This window comes from Kitasatospora sp. NPDC001603 (assembly GCF_040298365.1).
Taxonomy (GTDB): domain Bacteria; phylum Actinomycetota; class Actinomycetes; order Streptomycetales; family Streptomycetaceae; genus Kitasatospora.
Genome location: NZ_JBEPAA010000046.1, coordinates 41013 through 66582 on the forward strand (window position 1 = coordinate 41013; position 25570 = coordinate 66582).

The following is a 25570-nucleotide window of genomic DNA, read 5'->3' on the forward strand; positions in this document are numbered from 1 at the left end:
GCCACCGTTCGTCGTTGCCCGCCCCGACGAAAGTCGCGGGCCCGACGGAAGTCGCGGGCCCGACGGAAGTCGCGCGCCCGACGGAAGTCGCGGGCCCGACGTAGTCGCGGGCTCCGTCGGCGGCTGCGGCCGGCTCACCCGTAGGCGGTGAGCATCAGCGCCACGTCGTCCACCCGGTCGGTGGAGCCGACCTCCTGGAGCAGCCGTTCCGCCAGCCGTTCCAGCCCGTCCTCCGCGTCGCCGGCCGCGCCGGCCGGTCCGGTGAGGGCGTCGCGCAGCCGGTCCACGCCGTGGTCGATCTCCACCGCGGGGTCCTCGACCAGCCCGTCCGTGTAGAGCGCGAGCAGCGAGCCCGGCGCCATCCGGAACTCGCTCACCGGGTACTCGGCCCCGTGGTCGACGCCGAGCAGCGGCCCGCCCGCCACGTACAGCGCCTCGGTGCTGCCGTCCGGGTGGCGCAGCACCGGCGGGAGGTGGCCGGCCCGGGCGATCCTGGCGGTGCCGTCGGCGGGGGTGAGCCGGATCAGGCAGCAGCTGGCGAGCAGTCCGGGGTCGAGGTCGAGCAGCAGCCGGTTGGTCTGCGTGAGCACCTGGTCCGGCGGGTGGCCGCTGGCGGCGAAGGCCCGGACCGCGCTGCGCAGCTGGCCCATGGTGGCGGCGGCGCCGACGCTGTGGCCCTCGACGTCGCCGATCACCAGGTTGAGGTCGTGGCCGGTGACGATGGCGTCGTACCAGTCGCCGCCGATCTCCATCCCCTGGGTGCCGGGCAGGTAGCGGGCGGTGATCCGGACGTTCTCCAGGCGCGGCAGCCGGTGCGGCAGCAGGGCCTGCTGGAGGCCGCGGGCGAGGGCGAACTCGGCGTCGTAGAGCCGGGCCCGCTCCAGGGCCTGGGCGATGAAGCCGCCGAGGGCGGTGAGCAGCCCGCGTTCCTCCAGGGTGAAGGCGCGGGACTCGTCGAAGCCGATGATGCAGCTGCCGACCGGGTGGCCGGAGGCGATCAGCGGCAGGAACGCCCAGGCGCGCATCTCGTCCAGGGCGATCCCGGGGTAGGCGGCGGCGAGTTCGTGGACGGACTCGAAGAAGATCGGTGTGCCGGAGCTGAGCGCCTCGGCGCCGGGCACCCGGGCGCCGATCGGGGTGCCCTCGAAGCGGTCCAGGAAGCCGTCCGGGTAGCCGCTCTGGGAGACCAGGTGGAGGCGCTTGTCGCGGACGGTGTAGATGGCGAGCTCCTGGCCGCCGAAGGCCGGCAGGATCTGGTCGGCGACGGCCCGGCAGACCTCCCGGACGGTGACGGCCTCGCTCAGCGCGCTGGCCAGCTGGAGCAGGTGGTACATGGCCCCGACGCTGGTCCGGGCGCCGGGCGGGGGTTCGGCCGGCGGCTCCGGCGCGCCGGCGGGCGGCTCGGCGGCGACCACCCGGCCGGTGACGCCGTGGGTGTCCGGGTAGAGCGAGAACGCCAGCCAGCCGTCCGGCGGGCGGGCCGCGAGGAAGGCGGTGGGCTGCTGGGAGACCATCGCGGCGCGGTAGCGGTTCTCGTAGACCGGGTCGGAGAGCCAGGGCAGCACGTCCCACGGGTGGTGGCCGACCAGGTCCTCGCGGCGGGCGTGCAGCAGCAGCTCGACGCTGCGGTTGGCGTAGGTGATCCGGCCGTCCGGGTCCAGCGAGAAGACGCCGTCGCGCAGCCGCTCGACGGCTTCGGCCGCGGCGGTGCCGGTCCGGGTGTCCAGCACGGCGCCGACCAGGTGGGTGCGGCCGTCCGGCCCGGCCGTCTCGGGCACCCGGCCCCAGAGCTCGACCGGATACGGGTGGCCGTCGTGGTCGAGCACCCGGACCCGGGCGGCCAGCATCCGGCCCTCGTCCAGCGCGGCCCGGGCGGCGGCCCGGAACTCGGGCAGGTCACCGGGGGCGATCCGGGTGGTCAGGGTGGCCGCCCGGCCGTCGAACTCGGCGGGCGACATCCCGAAGATCTCGCAGAACGGCTCGTCGACGGCGAGCGCCCCGGTGGCCAGGTTCCAGTCGAACAGGCCGACCCTGGTGGTCGGCGGGGACGGTGGCGCCAGCTCGACCACGGCGGTCTCGCCATTGGGTTCGATCAGCCGCCCGTTCCCGTCCAGCGCCGCCAGCGCGGCGGCCAGCCCGTCGGCCACCGACCGCAGGTGCCGCTGCGCGCCCGGCGGCACGCCTTCGTCCGAGGCGGCCCAGAGCACGCAGATCACCCCGTACGTCTCCTTGCCCGCCTTGACGGGTACGCAGGCGGAGGCGAAGTCGTAGGGCATGCCGACGGCCATCTGCGGGAAGCGCCGCATGGTGTCCTCGGTGTCGGCCAGCGCGATCACCCGGCCGGTCCGGAAGCTGACCGCCACCGGCATCGGCCCGGCCGCGGCGATCCGCCGGTACTGGGCGATGATCGACAGCGGCACGCCCGCGATGGTGCAGAGCACCAGTGAGCGCCGGTCCCGGGCCCGCAGGTAGACCATCCCGCCGTACGCGTCGGTCTCGGCGAGCACCCTGCGGACGGCGGTCGCGAGCAGCGCGTCCCGCTCGTGCGTCGCCCCGGCCACGGCATCGCGCTCCCAGGGGCGGCGCGCGTCGGGTCGCGTCGCCCGAGTCCCGCCGGTCACACGCGGACCGGGCCGGTCCGCCGGCACACCCTGGCGCATCCTCTCTTGCTACGCCCGGGTCAAGGGACTGTCAAGGCGAGCCCCGCGTGCCGCCCGGCCCGGACCGCGCCAGCATGGTCACCATGCCGACCGATCCGGGCCGCACCACCGTGGTCAACCTCAAGGGCCATCGCGACGATCCCGACTACGCCGACGTCGTCTACGTCGGGCGGGCGATGCACCGCGGCGGCTGGCACCTCGACGAGTCCCCGCTGCACTGCCCCTACCGGCCCGGACCGGACCTCAGCCGGGAGCGGATGCTCGTCGAGTACCGCGCCTACCTGCTGGACCGGCCGGACCTGCTCGCCCTGCTGCCGGAGCTGCGCGGCCGCCGGCTCGGCTGCTGGTGCGTCCCGCTCGCCTGCCACGCCCAGGTGCTCGCCGAGCTGGCCGACCACGGCAGCTGAGGCGGCCCGCCGGGGCCCGCGGCCCTCCTCCGGGTGGCCGGGCGCCGCCCCCGGCACCGGCCGCCCGCGAACCGTCCGGACGCGCTTCGATATCCTCACCCGGACAGCGCAGCGCAGCGGCTGCCCCGGGGAAACGAGTACGTCCATGCAGCCGGCACCGTCCGACCGTGCCCGAACGGCGCAGACCGAGGAGGCCGGCGCCGCCTGGCAGTGGGACGGCGAGAGCGACGACCGGCCGGCCGAACCGGCCGATGTGCTGAGCGGCGGCTCCGAGGCGGGCGGCGGGCCGCGGCTGACCCGGCGGCGGCTGCTGACCGGCGCCGGGGTGCTCGCGGCGGGCGCCGCGGTCTGGGCGTTCGCCCGCTCGGCGGACGAACCGGCGCCCGCTCCGCCCCGGCCGCTGCCGACCCGCGTCGCCGGACCGCAGCCCCTCTGGACGTACCGGGGCCGGGAGGCGATGGCGTCCGAGCGGCTGACCGGCCGCCCGGCCGTCCCCGTCTTCCTCACCCGCGAGGGGCTCCAGGTGCTCGACCCGGCCGACGGCAGGCCGCTGCGGCTGCTGTCGTTCGCCGCGGCCAAGGCGGACTGGCCGAACGACGTGCAGCAGCCGGGCGCCCATGTGGTGGTCGGCCCCGACCGGGTGTTCACCACCTCCAACGGCCACCTCGACAGCCACCACCTCACCGACCCGGCCGCCGGGTGGAGCCTGCCGCTGCCGGAGGAGCTGGGCAACGGCACCGTCACGCTGTTCGGCTGCGCGGGCGACGTCGTGTACGGCGAGTTCGAGCCCCGGCCGTTCACCGGGGACGGCCGGCTCTTCGCGGTGCACGTCACGGACCGGCGGGTGCTCTGGTCCCGTCCGTCCGAGGGGGAGCGGCCGCTCTCCCCGCTCACCGCGGCCGGGGGCCGGGTGCCGGCCTTCGACGGCTCGGCCGGCGGCCTGCGCCTGCTGGAGGCCGCCACCGGCAAGCGGCTCTGGACGGTGCCCACCGACAGGGGCACGGGCTGGGCGGTCACCGACCCGGAGCACGTCTACGCCCCGCTGGGCCCGGCCGGGCTGCGGGCCCTGCGGGTGGCGGACGGCGGCCCGCACTGGTCGGTCGTCCCGGGGCCGGCCGACGAGTGGCGGCTGCTGCCGCCGGTCGCCGGTGGCGCCCTGGTCCACCTGTTCCGCGACAACGGCCTGGTCACCGCCCACGCCGCGGACACCGGGGCCCAGGTCTGGGAGCACCGCCTGCCGTTCCGGCTGGACCGCCGCAGCAGCCCGCTGCTCGCCGGGCCGGTCCTCTACGTGCCCGGTCCGGCCGCCGCGGGCGTCCGCGCCCTGGACGCCGCCACCGGCGAGGAGCGCTGGACCTTCCGCGACTCCGGCCCCGGGGTGGACGTCTGGTCGCTCTCCCACGACGCGACCCGCCTGTACGCCGGCCACGACGACGTCCTGCACGCGCTCCCGCTCGCCTGACCCGCGGTCACCGCTGCGCGGCCCCGGTCCCGCCGCCGCCCCGGCGACGGGGGAGGATAGCGGCGTGCAGGTACACCCGATCTCGCCCGACCGGCTCGCCGAGCGCCTCGCCGACCGCGTCACCGCCCTGCCCGGAGCCGGTGAGCGGTGGCTGCGGGTCGCCGTGGACGGCGCCCCGGCCGCCCGGCCCGACGCACTCGCCGACGCGCTGGTGGAGCCGCTGCGGGAGCGCGGCCGCCCCACCCTGCGGGTGTCGGCGGCCGCCTTCCTCCGCCCGGCCTCGGTCCGGCTGGAGTACGGCAAGCAGGACCCGGACGCCTACCACGACCTCTGGCTGGACGACGGCGCCCTGCTGCGCGAGGTGCTGGACCCGCTGGAGCCCGGCGGCACCGGCCTCGTCCTGCCGTCGCTGCGCGACCCGGTCACCGACCGGGCGACCCGCGCGCCGTACACGCCGCTGCCGCCCGGCGGCGTGCTGCTGCTGGACGGCGCGCTGCTGCTCGGCCGCTGGCTGCCGCTGGAGCTGACCGTCCACCTGGCGCTCACCCCGGCCGCGCTGGCCCGCCGCACACCGGCCCAGGAGCAGTGGACGCTGCCCGCGTTCGCCCGCTACGCGGCCGAGACCGTCCCCGCCGAGGCGGCCGACCTCACCGTCCGGGTCGACGACCCGCGCCACCCGGCCCTGGTCGAGTAGCGGTCCGCGTCCCGGGGGCCGGCCCGCGCTGGCAGTGCGGGCACCAGAAGGCCACCCGCTCCTGCGGCGGCGTGCCCTGGGTCGCCGTCCGGACGACCGTGCCGCAGCGCGCGCACGGCCGCCCGGCCCGGCCGTACACCCAGTGCCGGCGGCCCGGCCGGGTGTCGCCGGTGGTGACGTGCCCGGGGCGCAGCCGGTTGGCGTCGAGGATCTGCTGGGAGCGCTCCACCAGCCGTTCGGGGCGCGGGAGTTCGCCGACCGGCGTCCACGGGGTGACCCCGGCGAGGAAGCAGAGCTCATTGGCGTAGACGTTGCCGATGCCGGCCAGGTTGCGCTGGTCGAGCAGCGCCTCGGCGAGCGGCCGACCGGGCTGGGCCAGGAGCCGGCGGACGGCCTCGCCCGCGTCCCAGTCGGGGCCGAGCAGGTCGGGCCCGAGGTGGCCGACGACCCGTTCCTCCTCGGCGCTGCGCAGCAGTTCGACGACGGGCAGCCGGTAGCCGACCGCCGTGCTGTGCTCGGTGCCGAGGACGGCCCGGATCTGCCAGGCGGGCCCGCCCGACCATCGCTCGCCGGGGCGGTAGACCGCCCAGCGGCCGTCCATCCGCAGATGGGTGTGGAGGGTGAGGCCGCCGTCGAGCCGGGTCAGCAGGTGCTTGCCGCGCGGGGCGACCTCCAGCACCCGCCGCCCGGTCAGATCGGCGGTGGCGTGCGCGGGCACCCGCAGATCGGCCGCGGTCAGCACCCGGCCGGCCAGTTCCTCGTGCAACCGGGCCGCCACACGGTAGACGGAGTCACCTTCAGGCATGCCCCCATCCTCCCCCGCCGGCCGGCGCCGACACGGTCGGCGGGGCCTACTTCTCGCGCACCACGACGACCGGGCAGGGGGCGTGTTCGGTGAGGTGGCGGCTGACGGATCCGAGCAGGGCGCCGGAGAATCCGCCGAGGCCCCGGCTGCCGACCACCAGCAGGGCGGCGCCCTGGGCCGCCTCCAGCAGGGCCTGCGCGGCGTTGCCGGGCATCACCGTCTCGGCGACCCGGACCCCGGCGTCGGCCCCGGCGACCTTGGCGACCGTCTCGGAGAGCGTCCGCCCGGCCAGCTCCTCGGGGTTGAAGCCCTCGGCCGGGGGCATCGCGAGCCCGGCCCAGCCGTAGAACGCCGGGTACTCCCAGGCGGCGATCGCCCGGACGCCGCCGCCGGCCAGCCTGGCGTAGTCGATCGCCCAGCGCAGCGCCCGCTCCGAGGCGGGCGAGCCGTCCACGCCGACGACGATCAGGGGTTCCGCGCTGTCGGCCATGCCGCTGCTCCTTGTTCGACGATCCCGGCTTCACCTGCCGCTGACCAGGCAAACATAGATCAATACGGGCATATGGCCGCTAATTGCCACGCCGAAGACGTCGAAAACTTTCGAACCCTGTGCGGTCCCGCCCCGAGACCCGAGAAGCGTGACGCGCCCGCGGGTCCGGTGGACGGGCGGCCCGGAGGCGGAGACTGGTACTGGCGGGTGCGCGGGCCTCGTTGCCCGCGCACCCGCCAGGGTCTCTGGACGTACGGCCCGTCAGGCCCGGTAGGCCGCCCAGGAGTTGGACATCCTGGCGACCTGGCCGGGGGTGAACTGGGTCATGCAGGAGTCGTAGGTGTAGTCCATGAAGTTGTGGATCGGGTCGACGCCGGTGGCCGTGCAGGTGTCGCGGCCGGCCGGGCACTGGTACGCGGCCGTCTTCTCGGCCGGGGTGTCCGAGACGTAGTCGCCCTGGCCGCCGCAGCCGCCCTGGAAGGTGTGGTACAGCCCGAGCCAGTGGCCGACCTCGTGGGTGACGGTGTCCCCCTCGTTGTAGTTGGTGGCGGAGCCGCCGGGGAACGAGCTGTCGAGGATGACCACGCCGTCGTCGCTCGGGTTCGACTGGTAGGAGCTGGGGAAGGTCGCCCAGCCGAGCAGCGACTGGCCGAGCTTGGCGGTGTAGAGGTTGAGGGCGTTGGCACCGCCCTTGCGCAGCGAGCTCTTCATCGACCGTTCGGCCGAGGAGCCCGGGGTGATGCCGTTGTACCAGGACGAGTTGTCGGTGTAGTCGGTGCCGGTCAGCTGGAACTGGAACTGGCTGGCGGTGTTGCCCGCGCCCTGGCCGCCGTAGGCGGCGTTGAGGACGGAGATCTGCCGGCTGATGTCCGTCGCGGTCAGCTTGCCCGTCGATCCGGCGTGGACCACGTGGACGTACACCGGGATGGTCGTGGTGGCGGCGAGCGTCCCCGGGGCGAGCAGCGCGCTGCCCTGGGAGGAGTGGGCCAGCTGGGCGACCCGGGCGCTGAGGTCCGCGTCCATCGCCTGGGCCTGGGCCTGGGTGACGGCGTTGGGCTCCTGGCCGCCCGGGCTGCCGGCGGGCTTGCGGGCCCCGGCGTCCTGGCTCTCCCCGCCGACGCACGGGGCGGCGACCGCGCCGGGGGCCTGCGCGGCGGCGGTGGAGAACGCCGAGGGGGCGGCGAACTGGGTGAGCCCGAGGGCCGTGACGAGGGCTGCGGCGCTGAGGAATCTGCGGGGGACACGCGAGGGTACGCGGGCAGAACGACGCATCTGCGCTCCTGAGGGGGAGTTGTGGGGGGTGGCGGAGGGGGGCCGCCGAGCCTAGGCTACGCAGGGCCGCGTGTACGCGTCAGGTTTCTTCCGGCCGCGAAGTTCTGACGACATATCGGACATAACCCGGAAGCCCGATCGAGTGACCCCGGTCACAGGTGGAGCATTTCCGGTGCCGCACGGTCGGGGCAACGCCCCCGATTTGTCCGAAAGTTGACGCTCCGTCCGCCGGACAGGCCTCGGAAGGCCGACCGGACCGGTCGGGTGGGCGGCCCCGCACCGCCTCGCCGAGACTACGACGCCACGAAGACGATCTCCCGCACGGCGCGCGCACCGGCCCGGTCGAGTACCACCGCCGACGCACAGCCCGCCGGCGGCTCGCCCGTCCCGGCCAACCGCCCGCGCAGCCGCCGGGCGGACTCGCGGTGCCGGGCGAAGGCGTACGCGGAGACGCGCTGGCCCCGGGCGTGCTGGCCGTCCCGGGCCTCCTCCGCGCTCGCGTCCAGCAGGATCAGGTGCACCCGGCGCCCCTGCCGGGCGGCCGCGCGGCCCAGCCAGTACCGCACCCAGGGCAGCGTGCCGCAGTCGTGCACCGCGAGCGGGCCGCCGGCCAGGACGGCGCGGCGCAGCCGCCGGTAGTGCGCGGCCCGCACCAGCGGGCGGTAGGCGGCATAGGGCAGCCAGCCGGGGACCCGGGCCGCGTACTCCTCCCGCACCTGCTGGGAGTCGACCAGTGGGGCGCGGACGCAGCGGCGCATCAGGGTGCTCTTGCCGCTGCCCGGCAGGCCCGACACGACCAGCAGGTCGTCGGCGCGGTAGTGCAGCGCCTGCGCGGGCACCGCGGCGGCCCCCGCCTCGGGGCACCCGGCCGCGCCGGGCCCCCGGCGCAGGTCGTGCAGGCCGCGCGGGCGCAGCACCGCCGCGGCCGGGCGGACCTCGGCGGCGCACGCCGATCTCGGTACGGGCACCTTGGCCCCGGACACCCCGACCTCAACCACCGGCACTCCCCCCTGACTCCGCGGCCCCGGCTCCCCGGCCTCCGCCTCCCGAAGAAACCTTCCCCCTTCAAGAGAGAGTAAAGACTAGTGGTCAGCGCCGGTGCGGCCGAGCCCTCCCGCGCCGCGGCGGCGCCTCCCGCACAACGCCCTCGCACCACGCCCTCGGAACCGACGCATTAGCCCCGGCCGTTCGTACCGGCTGTTTCGGCCCGGCTGCCGGGGCAGAGCGCGCCGCCTCCGCCCGCCCGCCCCCGCCCGGCGGCGCAGGCGGGCGGAGGCGGGCAGGGGCGGCGGACGGTCGCGGGGCGGGTCAGCCCAGCTGCGGGGCGACCCGGGAGGCGATCAGCTCCAGGTGGTCGAGGTCGTCCAGGTCGAGGATCTGGAGGTAGAAGCGCTCGGAGCCGACGGCGGCGTAGCGGCCGATCGTCGCCACCACCTCGTCGGGGGTGCCGGCCAGGCCGTTGGCCTTCAGCTCGTCCACGTCGCGGCCGATCGCGGCGGCCCGGCGGGCCACCTCGGCGTCGTCCCGGCCCACGCAGGCGACCAGGGCGTTGGAGTACACCAGGTCGTCGGCCTGGCGCCCGGCCCGCTCGGCGGCGGCCCGGACCCGGCCGAACTGGGCGGCGCTCTGCTCGACCGAGACGAAGGGCAGGTTGAACTCGTCGGCGAAGCGGGCGGCCAGCGCCGGCGTCCGGGTCGGGCCCGTGCCGCCGACCAGCACCGGGATCTTCTCCTGGGCGGGCTTGGGCAGCGCCGGCGACTCGGTCAGCCGGTAGTACTCGCCGGCGAAGTCGAAGGTGTCGCCGACCTTGGTGTTCCAGAGGCCGGTGATGATCGCCAGCTGCTCCTCCAGCCGCCCGAACTTCTCCTTGGGGAACGGGATGCCGTAGGCGGTGTGCTCCTCCTCGAACCAGCCGGCGCCGAGGCCGAACTCGACCCGGCCGCCGCTCATCGCGTCGACCTGGGCGACCTGGATGGCGAGCACCCCGGGCAGCCGGAAGGTGGCGGCGGTCATCAGGGTGCCCAGGCGGATGGTGCTGGTGTCGCGGGCGAGGCCGGCCAGCGTGATCCAGGCGTCGGTGGGGCCGGGCAGGCCGCTCACCCCGCCCATCTTGAGGTAGTGGTCGGAGCGGAAGAAGGCGCTGAAGGCGCCGAGCTCCTCGGTGGTCCGCGCCACCCGGAGCAGCGTGTCGTAGCTCGCGCCCTGCTGGGGCTCGGTGAAGATTCGAAGATCCATGCGGTCCATTCTGGGGCAGATCGCCCCGTGCTTCCGGGCGATCCGCGCTTTCGGCCACGCGGCGGGGCGGGGGGCGGGACCGGCCGGGCGGCGGGCGGCGGGGTGGCCAAGGTCTCAGCCCGCGCGGCCGCTCCCCCGCCGCCGCTCGCCTACCTTGGACGGATGTTCGCCACGCCCGACGAGTCGTCCCACCGCGACTCCCCCGACCAGCCGGCCGGCTGCCCGCTGCCCGGGATCGTCGCCGCCTTCACGCCGCGGCTGGCCGAGTTCGCCTTCGAGCCCGGCTTCGTCGCCGCGGTCGACCAGCACGTCGCCCAGTTGCGCGAACTGCTCTACGCGCAGGGCCCGGAGCTGCTGCCCCTGGCGCTGGACCGCGCGGAGCTGTCGCAGTACGCGGTGGAGTTCGTCGACGCGCTGATCGACATCGGCTGGCGGGAGCCGGTGGGGTACGACTTCGCGGTGCACCGGCTGACCGCGATCTGCTGGCTGGTGCGCGAGCAGGGCCTGCTCACCCGCTGAGGGCGGGCGCGGCCGGGGCGATCCTGCCGGGCGGGCCCGGCGCCGGCGGGTCGACGCGTACAGTGGCGGTCCAACGGACGGACGACGGGGGCGGGACGGTACAGGGTGAGCGGCGACACGGGGAGCACGGTCCGGACGGGTCGCGAGAGCGGTGCGACCGGCCACCGGGCGCTGGTCTGGCGGGAGCTGCCCGAGCGCCCGGTGGCCGCGGTGCTGGTCCTGCACGGCGGCCGGGAGCACGGCCTCGGCCGGCCCGGCCCGGTCAACCTGCCCGGCCTGCGGATGACCGGGTTCGTCCGGGCCCTGCGCCGGGAGACGGCGGGGGCCGGGGTCGCGATCGGCACCGTCCGCTACCGCCACCAGGGCTGGAACGGCGAGCGCGCCGACGCCGCCCGGGACACCCGGGCCGCGCTCGGCGACCTGGCCGAGGAGCTGGGGCACGTGCCGACGCTGCTGGTCGGCCACTCGATGGGCGGCCGGGCGGCGCTGCGCGCGGCGGGCCACCCGAGCGTCACCGGCGTGGTCGCGCTCGCGCCCTGGTGCCCGGCGGAGGACCCGTGCGAACAGCTCGCCGGCCGGAGCGTCCTGATGCTGCACGGCGACCGCGACAAGGTCACCGGCCCGGCCGACACCCGCGCCTTCGCCGCCCGCGCCCGCTCGGCCGGGGCCGGGGTCTGCGGCTACACCGTGGTCGGCAGCGGTCACGCCCTCCTCCGGCGCTCCGGAGACTGGCACCGTGCCACCGCCCGGCTCTGCACCGGACTGCTCGGCCTGCGCGACCTGCCCGCCGAGGTCGGGGCCGCGCTGGCGCTGCCGGCCGGCAGCCGCGACGCCCTCGCCCTCCCGCTCCCCGCCCAGCCGCGCACGGCGCCGCCGCGCCGCCTCACCCCGGTCCTGCCGACCGACGCCTGACGCCGCGCGCCGGCCGCCCCGGCGGTCACCGCACCCCGGCGGCCGGGCCGGGCGCGGGCACCGCGTGCTCCGCCGCACGGCTGACCTCCTCCCAGCCGGCCCAGGTCTCCATCCTGGTCCGCGCGATGTCGAACGCCAGGTCGTAGACCATGCTCCCCAGCAGCAGGCGCAGCGGGGGCTCGTCGCTGTCGACGAGCCGGAGCAGGGCCTCGGCGGCGAGCTTCGGGTCGCTGTCGACCGAGCCCTCGGCGAACTGCTTCGCCAGTTCGGCCCGGAGCGGGTCGTAGGCGTCCAGGGTGTCGGTGCTGTGCATCGCCGTGTAGAGGTCGGTCCAGTAGCCACCGGGCTGCACGATGCTCACCTTCACGCCGAAGCCGGCCACCTCCCTCGCGATCGCCTCGCTCAGGCCCTCCAGCGCGAACTTTCCGGCGCTGTAGAGCCCGGTGCTCGGGAATCCGCCCAGCGCGGCGACGCTGGAGATCTGCACCAGGTGCCCGGAGCCCTGCCCGCGCAGCACGGGCAGCACCGCCTGGCTCACCCAGAGCGCGCCGAAGAAGTTGACGTCGAGGTGGGCCCGGGCCTCGGCCTCGCCGAACTCCTCGACCATGCCCATCGAGAGCATCCCGGCGTTGTTGACGACGATGTCGAGCCGGCCGAAGTGGCCGACGGCCTCGGCGACCGCCGCGAAGACGGCGCCGCGGTCGGTCACGTCCAGCCCGAGGGGCAGCACCCGCCCGGGGTGGGCGGCCGCCAGCTCCTCCAGCGGCCCGGTGGTGCGCGCGGCGACCGCGACCCGGTCCCCCGCGGCGAGTGCCGCGTCCGCGAAGGCGCGGCCGAGGCCCCGGCTGGCGCCCGTGATGAACCAGACCCGGTCGGTGCTTGCGGCTGAGGTGCGCATACCCGGTACTCCTCCACTTACGAGAGACGAGACGGTTCGTCTCGTTTGCTGGCTCCACTATCGTCCCCTCTCCGCCTTCCCGTCAAGACGAGACGTATCGTCTCATTGGCTCCGCGGGCGGCCGGTGATCCGGGCCGGGCGGTCCAGCTGCACCGCGCACGACCCTTTTTGACGGTTCTCGACCGCGATGATCGCCCGGCCGGTAGCGTCACTCCTGTCGTCCGAGGCCCACCGGCACCGGCTGCCGCACGGGCACCGTGTGCCGCCCGGTGCGACATGTCAGGGCGGCGCTACGGGGAGCGCGCCTTCGTGTGGACCCCGAGGAGTGAGAACCAGTGATGACTGCCAGGCGCCACCGTGGAGTCGAGGCCACCGCCGGACGGGCGGCCCGCCGATGACCGTCGCACCCCGGCACCCCTTCGAGGCCGAGGCCGGTCTCGCCGACTACCTGGAACGGCACGCCCGCACCTCCCCCGAGAAGACCGCGATCATCCACCCCGACGGCCGGGAGCCGGACGGCGCGATCCGCTACCGCGAGCTCAGCTACGGCGAACTGCAACGCCGGGTCGAGGAGTTGGCGGCCGGATTCAGCCGGATCGGGATCACCTCGGGCATGCGGACCATCCTGATGCCCAAGCCCGGACCGGATCTGTACATCCTCGTCTTCGCGCTGCTGCGGATCGGCGCGGTACCGGTGGTGGTGGACCCGGGCATGGGCATCAAGCGCATGCTCGACTGCTACCGCGCGGTGGGCGCGGAGGCCTTCGTCGGGCCCTCCGTCGCGCACGCCGTCCGGGTGCTCGGCCGCCGCACCTTCGCGACCGTCCGGATCAAGGTGACGCTGGGCCGGCGCTGGTTCTGGGGCGGCCACACCCTGGACGGGCTGCTCGGCGGCTCCGGCTCGGCGCCGGCCCGGCCGGTGACCGGCGACGACCTGATGATGATCGCCTTCACCACCGGGAGCACCGGCGCCGCCAAGGGCGTCGAGAGCGTCCACCGGATGGCCACCGCGACGGCCCGCCAGATGCACGCCGCGCACGGGCGCGACCGTGACGACATATCGCTGGTCACCGTCCCGATCTGGGGGCTGTTCGACCTCATCTACGGCTCGACCATGGTGCTGGCTCCGATCGCGCCGGCCAAGGTGGCGCAGGCGGACCCGGAGCTGCTGACGGCGGCCCTGACCCGGTTCCGGGTGTCCACCGTGTTCGGCTCCCCGGCGCTGTTCCGCGTCCTCGCCGCCCACCTGGAGCGCGAGCGCGTCCCGCTGCCCGAGCTGCGCGGCGTGGTGTCCGCCGGCGCACCCGTCCCGCCCGACCTGGTCGCCTCGCTGCGCCGGGTGCTGGACGAGCGGACCGGGATCCACGTCGCCTACGGCGCCACCGAGGCGATGCCGATCTCCTCGATCGAGTCCACCGAGATCCTGGGCGAGACGGCGGCCCGGGGCGCGCTGGGCGACGGCACCTGCGTCGGCCGGCCGGTCGACGGGACGCTCGTGCGGCTGGTGCGGGTCGACGACGGCCCGCTGCCGGACTGGGAGCACGACCTGGCGGTCCCCGCGGGGGAGATCGGCGAGATCGTGGTGGCGGGGGACGTGGTCAGCCCGCGCTACCACGCCACCGCGGACGCCAACGCCCAGTACAAGATCCGCGAGCGGCCCGCCGACGGTCCCGAGCGGACCTGGCACCGGACCGGTGACCTGGGCTACCTGGACGACGCCGGGCGCCTCTGGTTCTGCGGGCGCCGGGCCCAGCGGGTGCGCACCGCCGGGGGCGACCTGCACACCGTCCGCTGCGAGGGGGTCTTCAACGCGCACCCGCTGGTCCGGCGCAGCGCGCTGGTCGGCATCGGGGCCCCCGGGGCCCAGCGCCCGGTGGTGTGCGTGGAGACCGAGGACGGCGTCTCCGAGGAGCAGTGGCCCGAGCTGCTGACCGAGCTGCGCCGGCTCGGCGCCGACCGGCCGCTGACGGCGGGGCTGCGCGAGTTCCTGCGGCACCCGGGGTTCCCGGTCGACATCCGGCACAACGCGAAGATCGGGCGCGAGGAGCTGGCCGGCTGGGCCGAGCGGCAGACGGCCGCCCGCACCTGAGCCGAACCGCGCGGGCCGGTCCGGACGGTGCTCCCGTCCGGGCCGGCCCGCGCGGGTGCCGGGGGGGTCAGCGCGTCAGCGCGTCAGCCAGAAGGCCTCGCGCTGGAAGGCGTAGGTGGGCAGGTCCACCCGCCGCCCGCCCGGCAGGGCGGTGCGCCAGTCGACGTCCTGGCCGCGCACCCACCGCCGGGCGAGCGCCTCCAGTTCGCCGGCCGTACCGGTCGCCGGGGCCGCGGTGTCCGCCTCCGGCCGGCCGTCGATCACGTTCTCGGCCGGCGCCCCCTCGGCCACCGCCTTGAGCCCGCCGAGGAATCCCTCCCGGTCGGCGGCGAACACCACCGCGCGGTGCTCCAGGCCCGCCCGGCCGGTGGCCAGCGAGAAGGCGACGTCCAGGGCGGACGGCTCGGCCCCGGACTCCAGGAAGGCGGCGAGGCGCGCCGCCTGGGCGGCCAGCCCGGCCGCGCTGCGGCCCGACAGTGCCCAGGGCAGCGGCCCGTGCTGCCGGGCCGGAGCGCCCCCGGAGTCCGGGGCGTCCTCGGCCACGTGTTCCAGCACGACATGGGTGTTGGTGCCGCTCATCCCGAACGAGGACACCCCGGCCCGCCTGGGCCGACCGGTCTCCGGCCAGGACCGCGCCCGCGTCAGCAGCCGGACCGCGCCGGCCTCCCAGTCCACCTGCGGTGACGGCCGGTCCGCGTGCAAGGTCCGGGGAAGCACGCCGTGCCGCATGGCCAGCACCATCTTGATCACTCCGGCCACGCCGGACGCCGACTGGGTGTGGCCGATGTTGGACTTCATGGTGCCCAGCCAGAGCGGCCGTTCGGGCGAGCGGCCGGCGCCGTAGGCGGCCAGCAGCGCGGTGGCCTCGATCGGATCGCCCAGCGCCGTACCGGTACCGTGCGCCTCCACCGCGTCGACCTGATCGGGCGTCAGGTCGGCGTTGGCCAGGGCCTGCTGGATCACCCGCCGCTGCGCCGAACCGTTGGGCGCGGTGAGCCCGTTGCTCGCGCCGTCCTGGTTGACGGCCGAGCCGCGGACCAGGGCCAGCACCGGGTGCCCGTGCCGGCGGGCGTCCGACAGCCGCTCCAGCAGGACGACGGCGACGCCCTCGGCCATCCCCATGCCGTCGGCCTCCGCCGAGAAGGACTTGCAGCGGCCGTCCGCCGACAGCTCGCCCAGCCGGCTCAGCCCGACCAGTTCGGACGGGTAGGACATCACGGTGACCCCGCCCGCCAGGGCGAGCGAGCAGTCGCCCTGGCGCAGCGCCTGGGCGGCCAGGTGCAGGGCCACCATCGAGGACGAGCACGCCGTGTCGACGGTGACCGCCGGGCCCTCCAGGCCGAGGGTGTAGGAGACCCGGCCGGAGAGGATGCTGATCACGTCGCCGAGACCGAGGTGCGCCGACAGCTCGTCGGTGACCTCGGCCCGGGCGCCGTAGCCCTGGTAGCGCGAGCCGATGTAGACGCCGGTTCGGCTGCCGCGCAGGGCGTGCGGGTCGATGCCGGCCCGCTCGACGGCCTCCCAGGAGGCCTCCAGCAGCAGCCGCTGCTGCGGGTCCATCGCCAGCGCCTCGCTCGGGCCGATGTCGAAGAACCCGGGGTCGAACTCGGCGGCGTCGTGCAGGAATCCGCCCTCCCGCGTGCAGGTGGTGTCGGGGCGTCCGGGCTGCGGGTGGTAGAGGCCCGCGAGGTCCCAGCCGCGCTCGGTGGGCAGCCCGGAGACGGCGTCCGTACCGGCGTCGAGCAGCTGCCAGAGGTCCTCGGGCGTCCGGACGCCGCCCGGCAGCCGGCAGCTCATCGCCACGATCGCGACGGGGTCGTCCCCGGCCGCGGCACCGGCGGGCGCCGGGTGCTCGGCCACCCGGGGCGACTCCCCCAGGATCTCGGTCCGCAGCCGGTCGGCGAGCGCCCGGACCGTCGGGTGGTCGAAGACCACGGTGGTCGGCAGCCGCAGGCCGGTCGCGGCGTTCAGCCGGTTGCGCAGGTCGACCGAGGCCAGCGACTCGAAGCCGAGTTCGCGGAAGGGCCGCCCGGTCGCGATCGCCTCGGGCGAGTCGTGGCCGAGCACCGCCGCCACCGTCCCGGCGACCAGTTCCAGCAGCTCCCGGTCGGCCTCCGCCGCCGGGCGGCCCGCCAGGCGGTCGCGCCACCGGGCGAGGGCGTCCGCCGCGTGCCCGGGCTCCGGCTGCTCGCTCCGGCGGCCCCGGCGGGCTTCGGGGATGGCGTCCAGGAGCGGCCGCGGCCGGGCCGAGGCGAAGGTCGGCACGAAGCGGTCCCAGGCCACGTCGACCAGGGCGACGAAGGTCTCGTCGCGGTCCAGCACCTGCTGGAGGGCGGCGACGGCCGGTTCGGGGTCCATCAGCGGCAGCCCCTGCCGGAACAGCCGGCGCTCGGCCTCCTTCGACGGGCCCTCGGGGCCCCAGCGGTCCGGGGTGTTCCACAGCCCCCAGGCGACCGAGGTCGCCCGCAGCCCGCGGGCCCGGCGCTGCTGCGCGAGGGCGTCCAGGTAGGCGTTGGCCACCGCGTAGGCGCCGTGGTCGCCGCTGCCCCAGACCCCGGCGACGGACGAGAAGAGCACGAAGGCGTCCAGGTCGTCCCGGTCGAAGATCTCGTCGAGGTGGCGGGCGCCGTCCGCCTTGGCCGCGACCACCTCGGCGAACTCCGCCGGGGTGGTGGCGTCGAGCGAACTCAGCCGGATGAAGGCGGCCGCGTGCACGACGGCCCGCACCGGCGTGCCGTCCGCCGCCAGCCGGGCCACCAGCGCGGCGAGCGCCGACCGGTCCGCGACGTCGCACGCGGTGACCGTCAGCCTGGTACCGGTGGCGGCGAGTTCGGCCCGCAGCGCGTCGGTGGCCGGACCGCCGGCGGCGGAGCGGCTGGTGAGCACCAGGTGCTCGGCCCCGCTGCGGGCCAGCCAGCGGGCGAGGTAGGGGCCGACCGCCCCGGTGGCGCCGGTGAGCAGGACGGTGCCGCGCGGCCGCCAGCCGGCCGGTTCGGCCGCCGTCCCCGGCTCGGCCCCGGCCCCGGCCCCCGCTGCGACCTCCGCCCCGGGGGCCGGGGACGACGCGCGGACCAGCCGGCGCGCGTACAGGCCGTCGGCCCGGACGGCCACCTGGTCCTCGTCGGCGATGCCCGCGAGCACGCCGCACAGCCGGGCGCGCGCCCGGTCGTCCGGCGGCCCGGGCAGGTCGACCAGGCCGCCCCAGCGGTCGGGGTGCTCCAGGGCGACCGTCCGGCCCAGGCCCCAGAGGGCGGCCTGGCCGGGGCTGTCGAGCGGGTCGGCGGCGCCGACCGTGACCGCGCCGCGCGTCGCGCACCAGAGCGGGGCCGCGACACCGGCGTCACCGAGCGCCTGCACCAGGGTCAGCGTGAGCACCAGGCCCACCGACAGCGCGGGGTGCTCGGGGTGCGGCTGCCCGGCCGGCGCCAGCAGCGACAGCACGCCCGCCAGGGGCTCCGGCCCGCCGGCGAGTTCGCGCAGCCGGTCGGCCAGCCGGGCGCGGTCCGCGGCCGGGTCGAGCGCGATCCGCAGCACCCGGGCGCCGTGCTCGGCGAGGGCGCGTTCGGCCGCGGCGGCCCACGGGTCACCGGTGTCACCGGCCGGGACCACCACCAGCCAGGTGCCGGACAGGGCCGGCCCGGACGGCTCGCGGAGCGGCTGCCAGTCGATGACGTAGCGCCAGCCGTCCACCACGGACAGCGTCCGCTGCCGCTGCCGCCAGGCGGCGAGCAGCGGCAGGGCGGGCGCCAGGGCGTCGACGGCCGCCCCGCCGTCCGGTCCGGCGCCCAGCGCGCGGGCCAGGGCCTCGATGTCGCCCTGCTCGACGGCCGCCCAGAACGGCTGGTCCGCGAGCGGCCGGCCGCCCGGCTCCGGCTCCTCCTCCGGCTCGGCGTCGAGCCAGTAGCGGCGGCGCTGGAAGGCGTAGGTGGGCAGCTCGACCGGGCGGCCGCCGGCGGTGGCGGCGCTCCAGTCGACCGGCACACCGGCGGCCCAGAGCCCGGCCACCGACGCCAGCAAGCGCTCCGGCCCGCCCTCGTCGCGGCGCAGCGTGCCCGTCACGGTGGCCGTGGCCTCCGCGCTCTCGACGGTGTCCTGGATGCCGGCCGCCAGCACCGGGTGGGGGCTGACCTCGACGAAGACCCGGTGGTCGTCGTCGAGCAGCGCCCGGGTGGCGGCCTCGAACTCCACCGGCTGGCGCAGATTGGCGTACCAGTAGGCGGCGTCCAGCTCCCGCCCCTCCATCAGCCGCCCGGTGACCGAGGAGTAGAACGGGATCGCGGCCGGGCCCGGCACGACCGGCGCCAGTACCCCGGCCAGCTCGTCCCGGACCAGATCGATCTGCGGCCCGTGTGAGGCGACGCCCGCCTGGACCCGGCGGACCCGGACGCCGTCCGCCTCGCAGTCCTTCACGAAGGCGCCCAGCGCGTCGAGGTCCCCCGACACCACCACGGTGCCCGGCCCGTTCACGGCCGCCACCGAGAGCCGGCCCTCCCAGGCCCGCAGGCGCTCGCGCACCTGCTCCACCGGCAGGAACACCGGGGCCAGCCCACCGAGTCCGGCCAGTCGGGCCAGGGCCCGGCTGCGCAGCGCGGCCAGCCGGGCGGCGTCCGGGAGCGTCAGCACGCCGGCCACGCAGGCGGCCGCCACCTCGCCCTGGGAGTGCCCCACCACGGCCGAGGGTTCCACCCCGTAGGAGCGCCAGACCGCCGCCAGCGACACCAGGACGGAGAACAGCACGGGCTGGACGACGTCGATCCGGTCCAGCGACGGCGCGCCGGGCGCGCCCCGCAGCACGTCCAGGAGGTCCCAGTCGACGAAGGGCTTCAGCGCCTCGGCGCACTCCGCCATCCGGGCCCGGAAGACCTCCGACTCCGCCAGCAGCTCGACGCCCATCCCGACCCACTGCGAGCCCTGGCCGGGGAAGACGAAGACGGTGCCGTCGTGCTCGGTGACGGCGGACCGGACCACCGCGGCGGCGGGCCGGCCCTCGGCCAGCGCGTCCAGGCCGCGCAGCAGCGCCGCCCGGTCCGCGCCCAGGACCGCGGCCCGCTCCGGCAGCGCCGCCCGGGTGACCGCCAGCGCGTGGCCGACGTCCCGCACGCCCAGCTCCGGCCGCTCCCGCAGATGCGCCGCCAGCCGGCCGGCCTGAGCCCGCAGGGCACCCTCGTCACCACCCGACAGCAACCACGGCACCACACCGTCCCCGCTCGCCTCCGCCGACTCCGGCAGGTCCGGCGGCGCCTGCTCCAGCACCACATGCGCGTTGGTCCCGCTGATCCCGAACGAGGACACCGCCGAACGCCTCGGCCGCCCCGTCTCCGGCCACGGCCGCGCCCGCGTCAACAGCTCCACCGCACCCGACGACCAGTCCACCTGCCCCGTCGGCTCCGCCACGTGCAGCGTCTTCGGCAGCACCCCGTGCCGCATCGCGAGGACGGCCTTGATGACCCCGGTGACACCGGCGGCGAACTGGGTGTGGCCGAGGTTCGACTTCACCGAGCCCAGCCAGGCCGGGTGCTCCGGCGGCCGGCCCTGGCCGTAGGTGGCCAGCAGCTCGACGGCCTCGATCGGGTCGCCCAGCGCGGTGCCGGTGCCGTGCGCCTCCAGCAGGTCGACCTGGTCCGGCGTCAGCCGCGCCTCGGCGAGGGCCTGCCGGATCACCCGTCGCTGCGCGGCGCCGTTCGGCGCGGTCAGGCCGTTCGACCTGCCGTCCTGGTTGATCGCGCTGCCCCGGAGCACCGCGAGCACCGGGTGGCCGAGGCGGCGGGCGTCGGAGAGCCGCTCCACCAGCAGCAGGCCGACCCCCTCGGCCGTGCTCATGCCGTCGGCGCCGGCGCCGAACGCCTTGGAGCGGCCGTCCCGGGCCAGCGCCCGCTGGCGGGACAGCTCCAGGATGCCGTCCAGGGTGGACATCACCGTCACCCCGCCGGCCAGCGCGAGGTCGCACTCGCCCTGGCGCAGCGAGCGGGCCGCGAGGTGCAGCGCGACCAGCGAGGACGAGCAGGCCGTGTCCACCGTGACGGCCGGCCCCTCCAGCCCGAGCGTGTAGGAGACCCGGCCGGAGGCGACGCTGCCCGAGCGGCCGTTGCCCAGGTAGCCCTCCAGCCCGTCCGGCACCCGGCCCAACCGGGTGCCGTAGTCGTGGTAGCCGAGGCCCGCGAAGACGCCGGTCCGGCTGCCGCGCAGGGAGTGCGGGTCGATGCCCGCCGCCTCGACGGCCTCCCAGGAGGTCTCCAGCAGCAGCCGCTGCTGGGGGTCCATCCCGAGCGCCTCGCGCGGCGAGATGCCGAAGAACTCCGCGTCGAACTCCGCGACGTCCGTCAGGAAGCCGCCCTGCCGGACGTAGAACGTGCCGGGCACGTCCGGGTCGGGGTCGTACCGGCCGTCGATGTCCCAGCCGCGGTCCCGGGGCAGGTCGGCGATCACGTCCGCGCCGTCGGTCAGCAGCGTCCAGAGGTCCTGCGGGGTGCGCACCCCGCCCGGGAGGCGGCAGGCCATGCCCACGATCGCGATCGGTTCGGGCGCGGGGTCGGCGAGTTCGGCGTTCCGCCGGCGCAGCAGCTCGTTCTCCTTCAGCGAGAGCCGCAGGGCTTCGACGAGGCGGTCCTGGGTCTCAGCCATCTTTCCTCCACTGGCGGTTCCGGGTCGGTCGGCGTGCGGGGCCCGGGCGGGCGGACCGGCCGGGTGGTCGGGGCGCGGCGTCATGTCGCGCTGCCGAACGCGCGGGCGATCAGGTCTTCGGCGTCCATGCCGTCGAGCCGGTCGAGCTCGTCCTCCGCGACGGGCGCCGGGTCGGACGCCGGGTCGGACGTCGGGTCGGACGCCGGGTCGGACGCCGACACAGCGGACGGCTCGGGGGACGGCCCGGCGTCCGCCGCGGGGGCCGGGGCCTCCTCGGCGAGGCCCAACAGCACGTCGAGCAGGCCCAGTTCCCGCAGCCGGTCGAGCGGCAGCGCGGCGAGGGTCCGGCGGATCCCGTCCTCGTCGGCGCCGGTACCGGGCACCGCGGCGGCGACGGCCCCGGGTGCCTCCCCGTCGGGGAAGAGCTCCCGCCGCAGCCGCTCGGCGAGTTCGCGCGCGCTCGGGCTCTCGAAGACCACGGTGGCGGGCAGCCGCAGCCCGGTGGCCGTGTTCAGCCGGTTGCGCAGCTCGACGGCGGTCAGCGAGTCGAAGCCGAGGTCCTTGAAGGGGCGGTCCGCCCCCACCAGGTCCGGCCCGTCGTGGCCGAGCACGGTGGCGGCGTGGCCCCGGACCGCCCGCAGCAGGACGCGGGTGCGTTCGGCCGCGGGCAGCCTGGTCAGCCGCAGGACGAGCGAACCGTCCTCCGGCCGGCCGCTGCCGGCCGTCCGGCGCGCCGGGGCGACCAGCTCGCGCAGCAGCGGGGGGACGTCCCCGCCGCGCTCGCGCAGGCCGGCCAGGTCGAGCGGCGCGGCCACCAGCGTCGACCGGTCCAGCCGGACCGCGGCGTCGAACAGGGCGAGGCCCTGCTCCGGGGTCATCCCGAGGGCGCCGCTCCTGGCCAGCCGGCCGTGGTCACTCGCGCCGAGGTGTCCGGTCATCCCGCTGTGGGGCTCCCAGAGCCCCCAGGCGAGCGAGAGCGCCGGCCGGCCGGCCTCCCGCCGCCGGGCGGCGAGCGCGTCCAGGAAGGCGTTGGCCGCCGCGTAGTTGGCCTGCCCCGGGCTGCCGAAGACACCGGCGGCCGAGGAGTAGAGGACGAAGGCGGCGAGGTCCTCACCGGCGGTGAGCTCGTGCAGCGCGAGTGCCGCGTCGGCCTTGGGCCGCAGCACCGCGTCCAGCTGCTCGGCGGTCAGGGACTCCACCACGCCGTCGTCGAGCACGCCCGCGGTGTGCACGACGCCGCTCAGTGGCGGTCGGACCCCGGCGAGCAGCTCCCGCAGCGCGTCGCGGTCGGCGGTGTCGCAGGCCGCGATGGTCACCTCGGCGCCCAGTTCGCGCAGCGAGGCCTCCAGTTCGCCGGCACCCTCGGCCGCCGGGCCACCACGGCTCACCAGCAGCAGATGCCGCACCCCGTACGCCGTCACCAGGTGCCGGGCCAGCAGCGACCCCAGCGTGCCGGTACCACCGGTGACCAGCACCGTGCCCTCGGGGCCCAGCTGCCGGGGGACGGTCAGCACGACCTTGCCGACCAGCTTGGCCTGGCTCAGCTGCCGGAAGGCCTCGGGTGCCCGCCGGACGTCCCAGCAGGTCGTCGGCAGCGGCGACAGCACGCCCTGCTCGAAGAGGTCCACCAGTTCGGCCAGCATCTGCTGGATCCGGTCCGGTCCGGCGGCCGCCACCAGGTCGAACGCCCGGTAGGTCACGCCCGGGTGCGCGGCGGCCACCTCGCCGGCGGCGCGGACGTCGGTCTTGCCCAGCTCGACGAACCTTCCGCCGCGGGGCAGCAGGCGCAGCGAGGCGTCGACGAACTCCCCCGCGAGGCAGTCCAGGACGACGTCCATCCCGCGCCCGCCGCTGGCCGCCAGGAACGCCTGCTCGAAGCCGGTGGTCCGCGAGTCGGCGATGCGGTCGTCGTCGAGGCCGAGCGAGCGCAGCGCCGGCCACTTGCCCCGGCCGGCCGTGCCGTAGACCTCGGCGCCCCGGTGCCGGGCCAGTTGCACGGCGGCCGTTCCGACCCCGCCGGCGGCGGCGTGGATCAGCACCGACTCGCCGGGGCGCAGGCCGGCCAGGTCGTACAGGGCGTAGTAGGCCGTCAGGAAGGCGACCGGCATGGCCGCCGCCTCGGCGAACGACCAGCCCTCGGGAATCCGGGCCACCAGCCGGGCATCGGCCACCGCGACCGGTCCGAAGGACCGGGGCAGCATGCCGAGGACGCGGTCCCCGGGGGCGAAGGCGGTCACCCCCGGGCCGGTCTCCAGCACCACCCCGGCGCCCTCGCCGCCGAGGTACGCCGCCGGGTCCGGGTACATCCCCAGCGCGACCAGGGTGTCGCGGAAGTTCAGTCCGGCCGCACGGACGGCGACCCGCAGCTCGCCGGCGGCCAGCGGCGCGAGCGCCTCGGGGTGCGGGGCGAACGCCAGGCCCTCCAGGGTGCCCGACGCGTCGGCGGTCAGGTGCCAGGCGGGCGTGTCGGGCCGCTCAGGCGTGGCGGGCAGCTCAGGCGTGTCGGGCAGCGCAGACGTGTCGGGCAGTGCCAGTTCACCCCGGGCCGCCACCGCCCGGGCCAGCCGGGGGGCGTGCAGTACGCCGTCGCGGACCGCGAGTAGGGGCTCGCCGGTGGCGACGGCGGCGTCCAGCAGCCCGGGGGCGGCCGGATCGTCGTCGAGGTCGACGAGGACGAACCGGCCGGGGTGCTCGGCCTGGGCGGAGCGGAGCAGCCCCAGCACGGCGGCGCCCACCGGGTCCGGCGCGCCGTCCGTCGCCCGGGCGGCCACCGCACCGCGGGTCACCACGGCCAGCGGGCCCGCGTCGGCGGGGGTTTCGGCCAGCCTGGCCCGGACCTCCGTCAGTGCGTGCCGGACGGCGTCCCGGACGGCCCGGGCCGGGTCGGCGTCGCCCGCCGCGGTGACCATGATCCGCGCCGTCCGAGCGACCGGTCCGGCCGGGAGCGGCAGCGGCTGCCAGACGACGTCGAAGAGCGCGTCGGGGGCCACCGCCTCGCGCTGCCCGAGCGCGCCGCCCGGGATCTCCCGGACCAGCAGCGAGGCCGCCGATGCCACCGGACGGCCGTCCTCGTCGGCGACCAGCAGCGACACGCTGTCCTCACCGGTCGGCACCAGCCGGACCCGCAGCGCCGTGGCGCCCGAGGCGTGCAGGCGGAACCCGCTCCACGAGAAGGGGAGCCGGGCGGCGCCGCCGACGCCCTGGAGCGCCCAGGCGTGCAGGGCGCTGTCCAGCAGGGCGGGGTGCAGTCCGTAGCGCCCGGCCCCGGCGCGCTCGGACTCCGGGAGGCCGACCTCGGCGAAGAGCTCCGGACCGCGCCGCCAGAGGGTCCGCAGGCCGCGGAACGCCGGTCCGTAGCGGTACCCGGCCTCGTCGAGGCCCTCGTAGAAGCCCGCGGTGTCCACCGCGACCGCACCGGCGGGGGGCCAGACGGCCAGGTCGGCCGGCTCCTCCACGGGGTCGGCCGGGGCGAGGGTCCCGGAGGCGTGCCTGGTCCACGGCCGCCCCTCGCCCGGGCGGGCGTGGACGGTCACCGTGCGCCGTCCGGTGTCGTCGGCGTCCCCGACCGCGACCTGGATGCCGACCGCCGCCCGCTCGGGCAGCGCCAGCGGCGCCTCGATGACCAGGTCCTCGACGACCGGGCAGCCGGCCTCGTCACCGGCCCGGACGGCCAGCTCGACGAAGGCCGTCCCCGGCAGCAGCACCGTCTCCCGCACGGCGTGGTCGGCGAGCCACGGGTAGCCGCGCCGCGACAGCCGGCCGGTGAGCAGCAGGCCGTCACCGCCCGCCGGGGCGACCACGGCGCCGAGCAGCGGATGGCCGGCGTCGCCCAGCCCGAGGCCGGCGGCCGAACCGCCCTGCTCGTCCGCCGCCGCTTGCACCCAGTAGCGGCGGCGCTGGAAGGGGTAGGTGGGCAGCTCGACCGGGCGGCCACCGGCGGTGGCGGCGCTCCAGTCGACCGGCACACCGGCGGCCCAGAGCCCGGCCACCGAGGCCAGCAAGCGCTCCGGCCCACCCTCGTCGCGGCGCAGCGTGCCCGTCACGGTGGCCGTACCCGCCGTGCTCTCGACGGTGTCCTGGATGCTGGTGGTCAGCACCGGGTGGGGGCTGACCTCGACGAAGACCCGGTGGCCGTCGTCGAGCAGCGCCCGGGTAGCGGCCTCGAACTCCACCGGCTGCCGCAGATTGGCGTACCAGTAGGCGGCGTCCAGCTCCCGCCCCTCCATCGTCTTCCCGGTCGTCGAGGAGTAGAACGGCACCTCGGCCGGGCCCGGCTCGACCGGCGCGAGCACCGCCAGCAGTTCCTCGCGCAACCGCTCCACCTGCGAGGTGTGCGAGGCGTAGTCCACCGGAATCCGCCGGGCCCGCACCCCGTGCTCCTGGCACTGCGTCACAAGCTCGTCCAGCGCCTCCGGTTCACCGGCCACCACCGTCCCCGCCGGGCCGTTCAGCGCCGCCACCTGGATCCGGTCCCGCCAGCGGACGATCAACTCACCCACCTCACCG

Annotated in this window: 15 protein-coding genes; 6 read left to right on the forward strand and 9 right to left on the reverse strand. The window is 76.5% G+C overall.

What is annotated here, in order from left to right:
- Positions 1-134: 134 nt before the first annotated feature.
- On the reverse strand, positions 135-2561 hold the full coding sequence (locus tag ABT263_RS25930; protein ID WP_352293793.1) for a SpoIIE family protein phosphatase: 2427 nt from the start codon (positions 2559-2561) through the stop codon (positions 135-137).
- A 182-nt stretch (positions 2562-2743) separates the two neighbouring features.
- On the opposite strand from ABT263_RS25930, the gene ABT263_RS25935 reads away from it, so the two are divergent.
- From ABT263_RS25935 to ABT263_RS25945, 3 genes are all read left to right on the forward strand, one after another.
- Positions 2744-3067 (forward strand): DUF4326 domain-containing protein, encoded by a 324-nt coding sequence (locus tag ABT263_RS25935; RefSeq protein ID WP_329491105.1) that lies wholly within the window; start codon positions 2744-2746, stop codon positions 3065-3067.
- 145 nt (positions 3068-3212) lie between these two features.
- Positions 3213-4529: an outer membrane protein assembly factor BamB family protein gene (locus ABT263_RS25940; protein WP_352293795.1), complete on the forward strand. Its 1317-nt coding sequence runs from the start codon at positions 3213-3215 to the stop codon at positions 4527-4529.
- Positions 4530-4593: 64 nt separating this feature from the next.
- The gene (locus ABT263_RS25945) at positions 4594-5223 is read left to right on the forward strand and encodes a nucleoside/nucleotide kinase family protein (RefSeq protein ID WP_329491103.1); all 630 of its coding nucleotides are present in this window, start codon (positions 4594-4596) and stop codon (positions 5221-5223) included.
- Here the strand turns inward: ABT263_RS25945 and ABT263_RS25950 are convergent.
- From ABT263_RS25950 to ABT263_RS25970, 5 genes are all read right to left on the reverse strand, one after another.
- A complete protein-coding gene (locus ABT263_RS25950; RefSeq protein WP_352293797.1) occupies positions 5177-6028 on the reverse strand; it encodes a DNA-formamidopyrimidine glycosylase family protein in 852 nt (283 codons plus the stop codon). The two genes, ABT263_RS25945 and ABT263_RS25950, sit on opposite strands and share 47 nt — an antisense overlap.
- A gap of 46 nt (positions 6029-6074) precedes the next feature.
- Positions 6075-6518, reverse strand: coding sequence for a universal stress protein (locus ABT263_RS25955; protein WP_352293799.1), 444 nt, complete (start codon positions 6516-6518; stop codon positions 6075-6077).
- 261 nt (positions 6519-6779) lie between these two features.
- Complete coding sequence (locus ABT263_RS25960) at positions 6780-7790, reverse strand: zinc metalloprotease (RefSeq protein WP_352293801.1); 1011 nt, start codon at positions 7788-7790, stop codon at positions 6780-6782.
- Positions 7791-8083: 293 nt separating this feature from the next.
- Complete coding sequence (locus tag ABT263_RS25965) at positions 8084-8788, reverse strand: AAA family ATPase (RefSeq protein ID WP_352293803.1); 705 nt, start codon at positions 8786-8788, stop codon at positions 8084-8086.
- A 310-nt stretch (positions 8789-9098) separates the two neighbouring features.
- Positions 9099-10025: an LLM class F420-dependent oxidoreductase gene (locus tag ABT263_RS25970; RefSeq protein WP_352293804.1), complete on the reverse strand. Its 927-nt coding sequence runs from the start codon at positions 10023-10025 to the stop codon at positions 9099-9101.
- A 162-nt stretch (positions 10026-10187) separates the two neighbouring features.
- On the opposite strand from ABT263_RS25970, the gene ABT263_RS25975 reads away from it, so the two are divergent.
- Positions 10188-10544 (forward strand): DUF6401 family natural product biosynthesis protein, encoded by a 357-nt coding sequence (locus tag ABT263_RS25975; RefSeq protein ID WP_352293806.1) that lies wholly within the window; start codon positions 10188-10190, stop codon positions 10542-10544.
- Positions 10545-10649: 105 nt separating this feature from the next.
- Positions 10650-11456 carry an alpha/beta hydrolase gene (locus ABT263_RS25980; RefSeq protein ID WP_502885865.1) on the forward strand — a complete coding sequence of 269 codons (807 nt, stop codon included), beginning with the start codon at positions 10650-10652 and terminating at the stop codon, positions 11454-11456.
- Between the two features lie 25 nt (positions 11457-11481).
- Here the strand turns inward: ABT263_RS25980 and ABT263_RS25985 are convergent, their stop codons facing one another.
- Entirely contained in the window at positions 11482-12354 is an 873-nt protein-coding gene (locus ABT263_RS25985; protein ID WP_352293808.1) for an SDR family NAD(P)-dependent oxidoreductase, read from the reverse strand.
- A 394-nt stretch (positions 12355-12748) separates the two neighbouring features.
- Here ABT263_RS25985 and ABT263_RS25990 point away from each other — a divergent pair, with 394 nt between their 5' ends.
- Positions 12749-14443 (forward strand): fatty acid CoA ligase family protein, encoded by a 1695-nt coding sequence (locus ABT263_RS25990; RefSeq protein WP_352293810.1) that lies wholly within the window; start codon positions 12749-12751, stop codon positions 14441-14443.
- A gap of 75 nt (positions 14444-14518) precedes the next feature.
- Here the strand turns inward: ABT263_RS25990 and ABT263_RS25995 are convergent, their stop codons facing one another.
- Entirely contained in the window at positions 14519-21064 is a 6546-nt protein-coding gene (locus tag ABT263_RS25995; protein ID WP_352293812.1) for a type I polyketide synthase, read from the reverse strand.
- Between the two features lie 80 nt (positions 21065-21144).
- Positions 21145-25554 carry an SDR family NAD(P)-dependent oxidoreductase gene (locus ABT263_RS26000; RefSeq protein WP_352293814.1) on the reverse strand — a complete coding sequence of 1470 codons (4410 nt, stop codon included), beginning with the start codon at positions 25552-25554 and terminating at the stop codon, positions 21145-21147.
- Positions 25555-25570 lie beyond the last annotated feature (16 nt).

What these genes read in the sequence shown, in the direction of transcription:
- ABT263_RS25935 (WP_329491105.1), top strand. Translation starts at nt 2,744, where the DNA reads ATGCCGACCGATCCGGGCCGCACCACCGTGGTCAACCTCAAGGGCCAT.
- ABT263_RS25940 (WP_352293795.1), top strand. Translation starts at nt 3,213, where the DNA reads ATGCAGCCGGCACCGTCCGACCGTGCCCGAACGGCGCAGACCGAGGAG.
- ABT263_RS25950 (WP_352293797.1), bottom strand. Translation starts at nt 6,028, where the DNA reads ATGCCTGAAGGTGACTCCGTCTACCGTGTGGCGGCCCGGTTGCACGAG.
- ABT263_RS25955 (WP_352293799.1), bottom strand. Translation starts at nt 6,518, where the DNA reads ATGGCCGACAGCGCGGAACCCCTGATCGTCGTCGGCGTGGACGGCTCG.
- ABT263_RS25960 (WP_352293801.1), bottom strand. Translation starts at nt 7,790, where the DNA reads ATGCGTCGTTCTGCCCGCGTACCCTCGCGTGTCCCCCGCAGATTCCTC.
- ABT263_RS25970 (WP_352293804.1), bottom strand. Translation starts at nt 10,025, where the DNA reads ATGGATCTTCGAATCTTCACCGAGCCCCAGCAGGGCGCGAGCTACGAC.
- ABT263_RS25975 (WP_352293806.1), top strand. Translation starts at nt 10,188, where the DNA reads ATGTTCGCCACGCCCGACGAGTCGTCCCACCGCGACTCCCCCGACCAG.
- ABT263_RS25985 (WP_352293808.1), bottom strand. Translation starts at nt 12,354, where the DNA reads ATGCGCACCTCAGCCGCAAGCACCGACCGGGTCTGGTTCATCACGGGC.
- ABT263_RS25990 (WP_352293810.1), top strand. Translation starts at nt 12,749, where the DNA reads ATGACCGTCGCACCCCGGCACCCCTTCGAGGCCGAGGCCGGTCTCGCC.
- ABT263_RS25995 (WP_352293812.1), bottom strand. Translation starts at nt 21,064, where the DNA reads ATGGCTGAGACCCAGGACCGCCTCGTCGAAGCCCTGCGGCTCTCGCTG.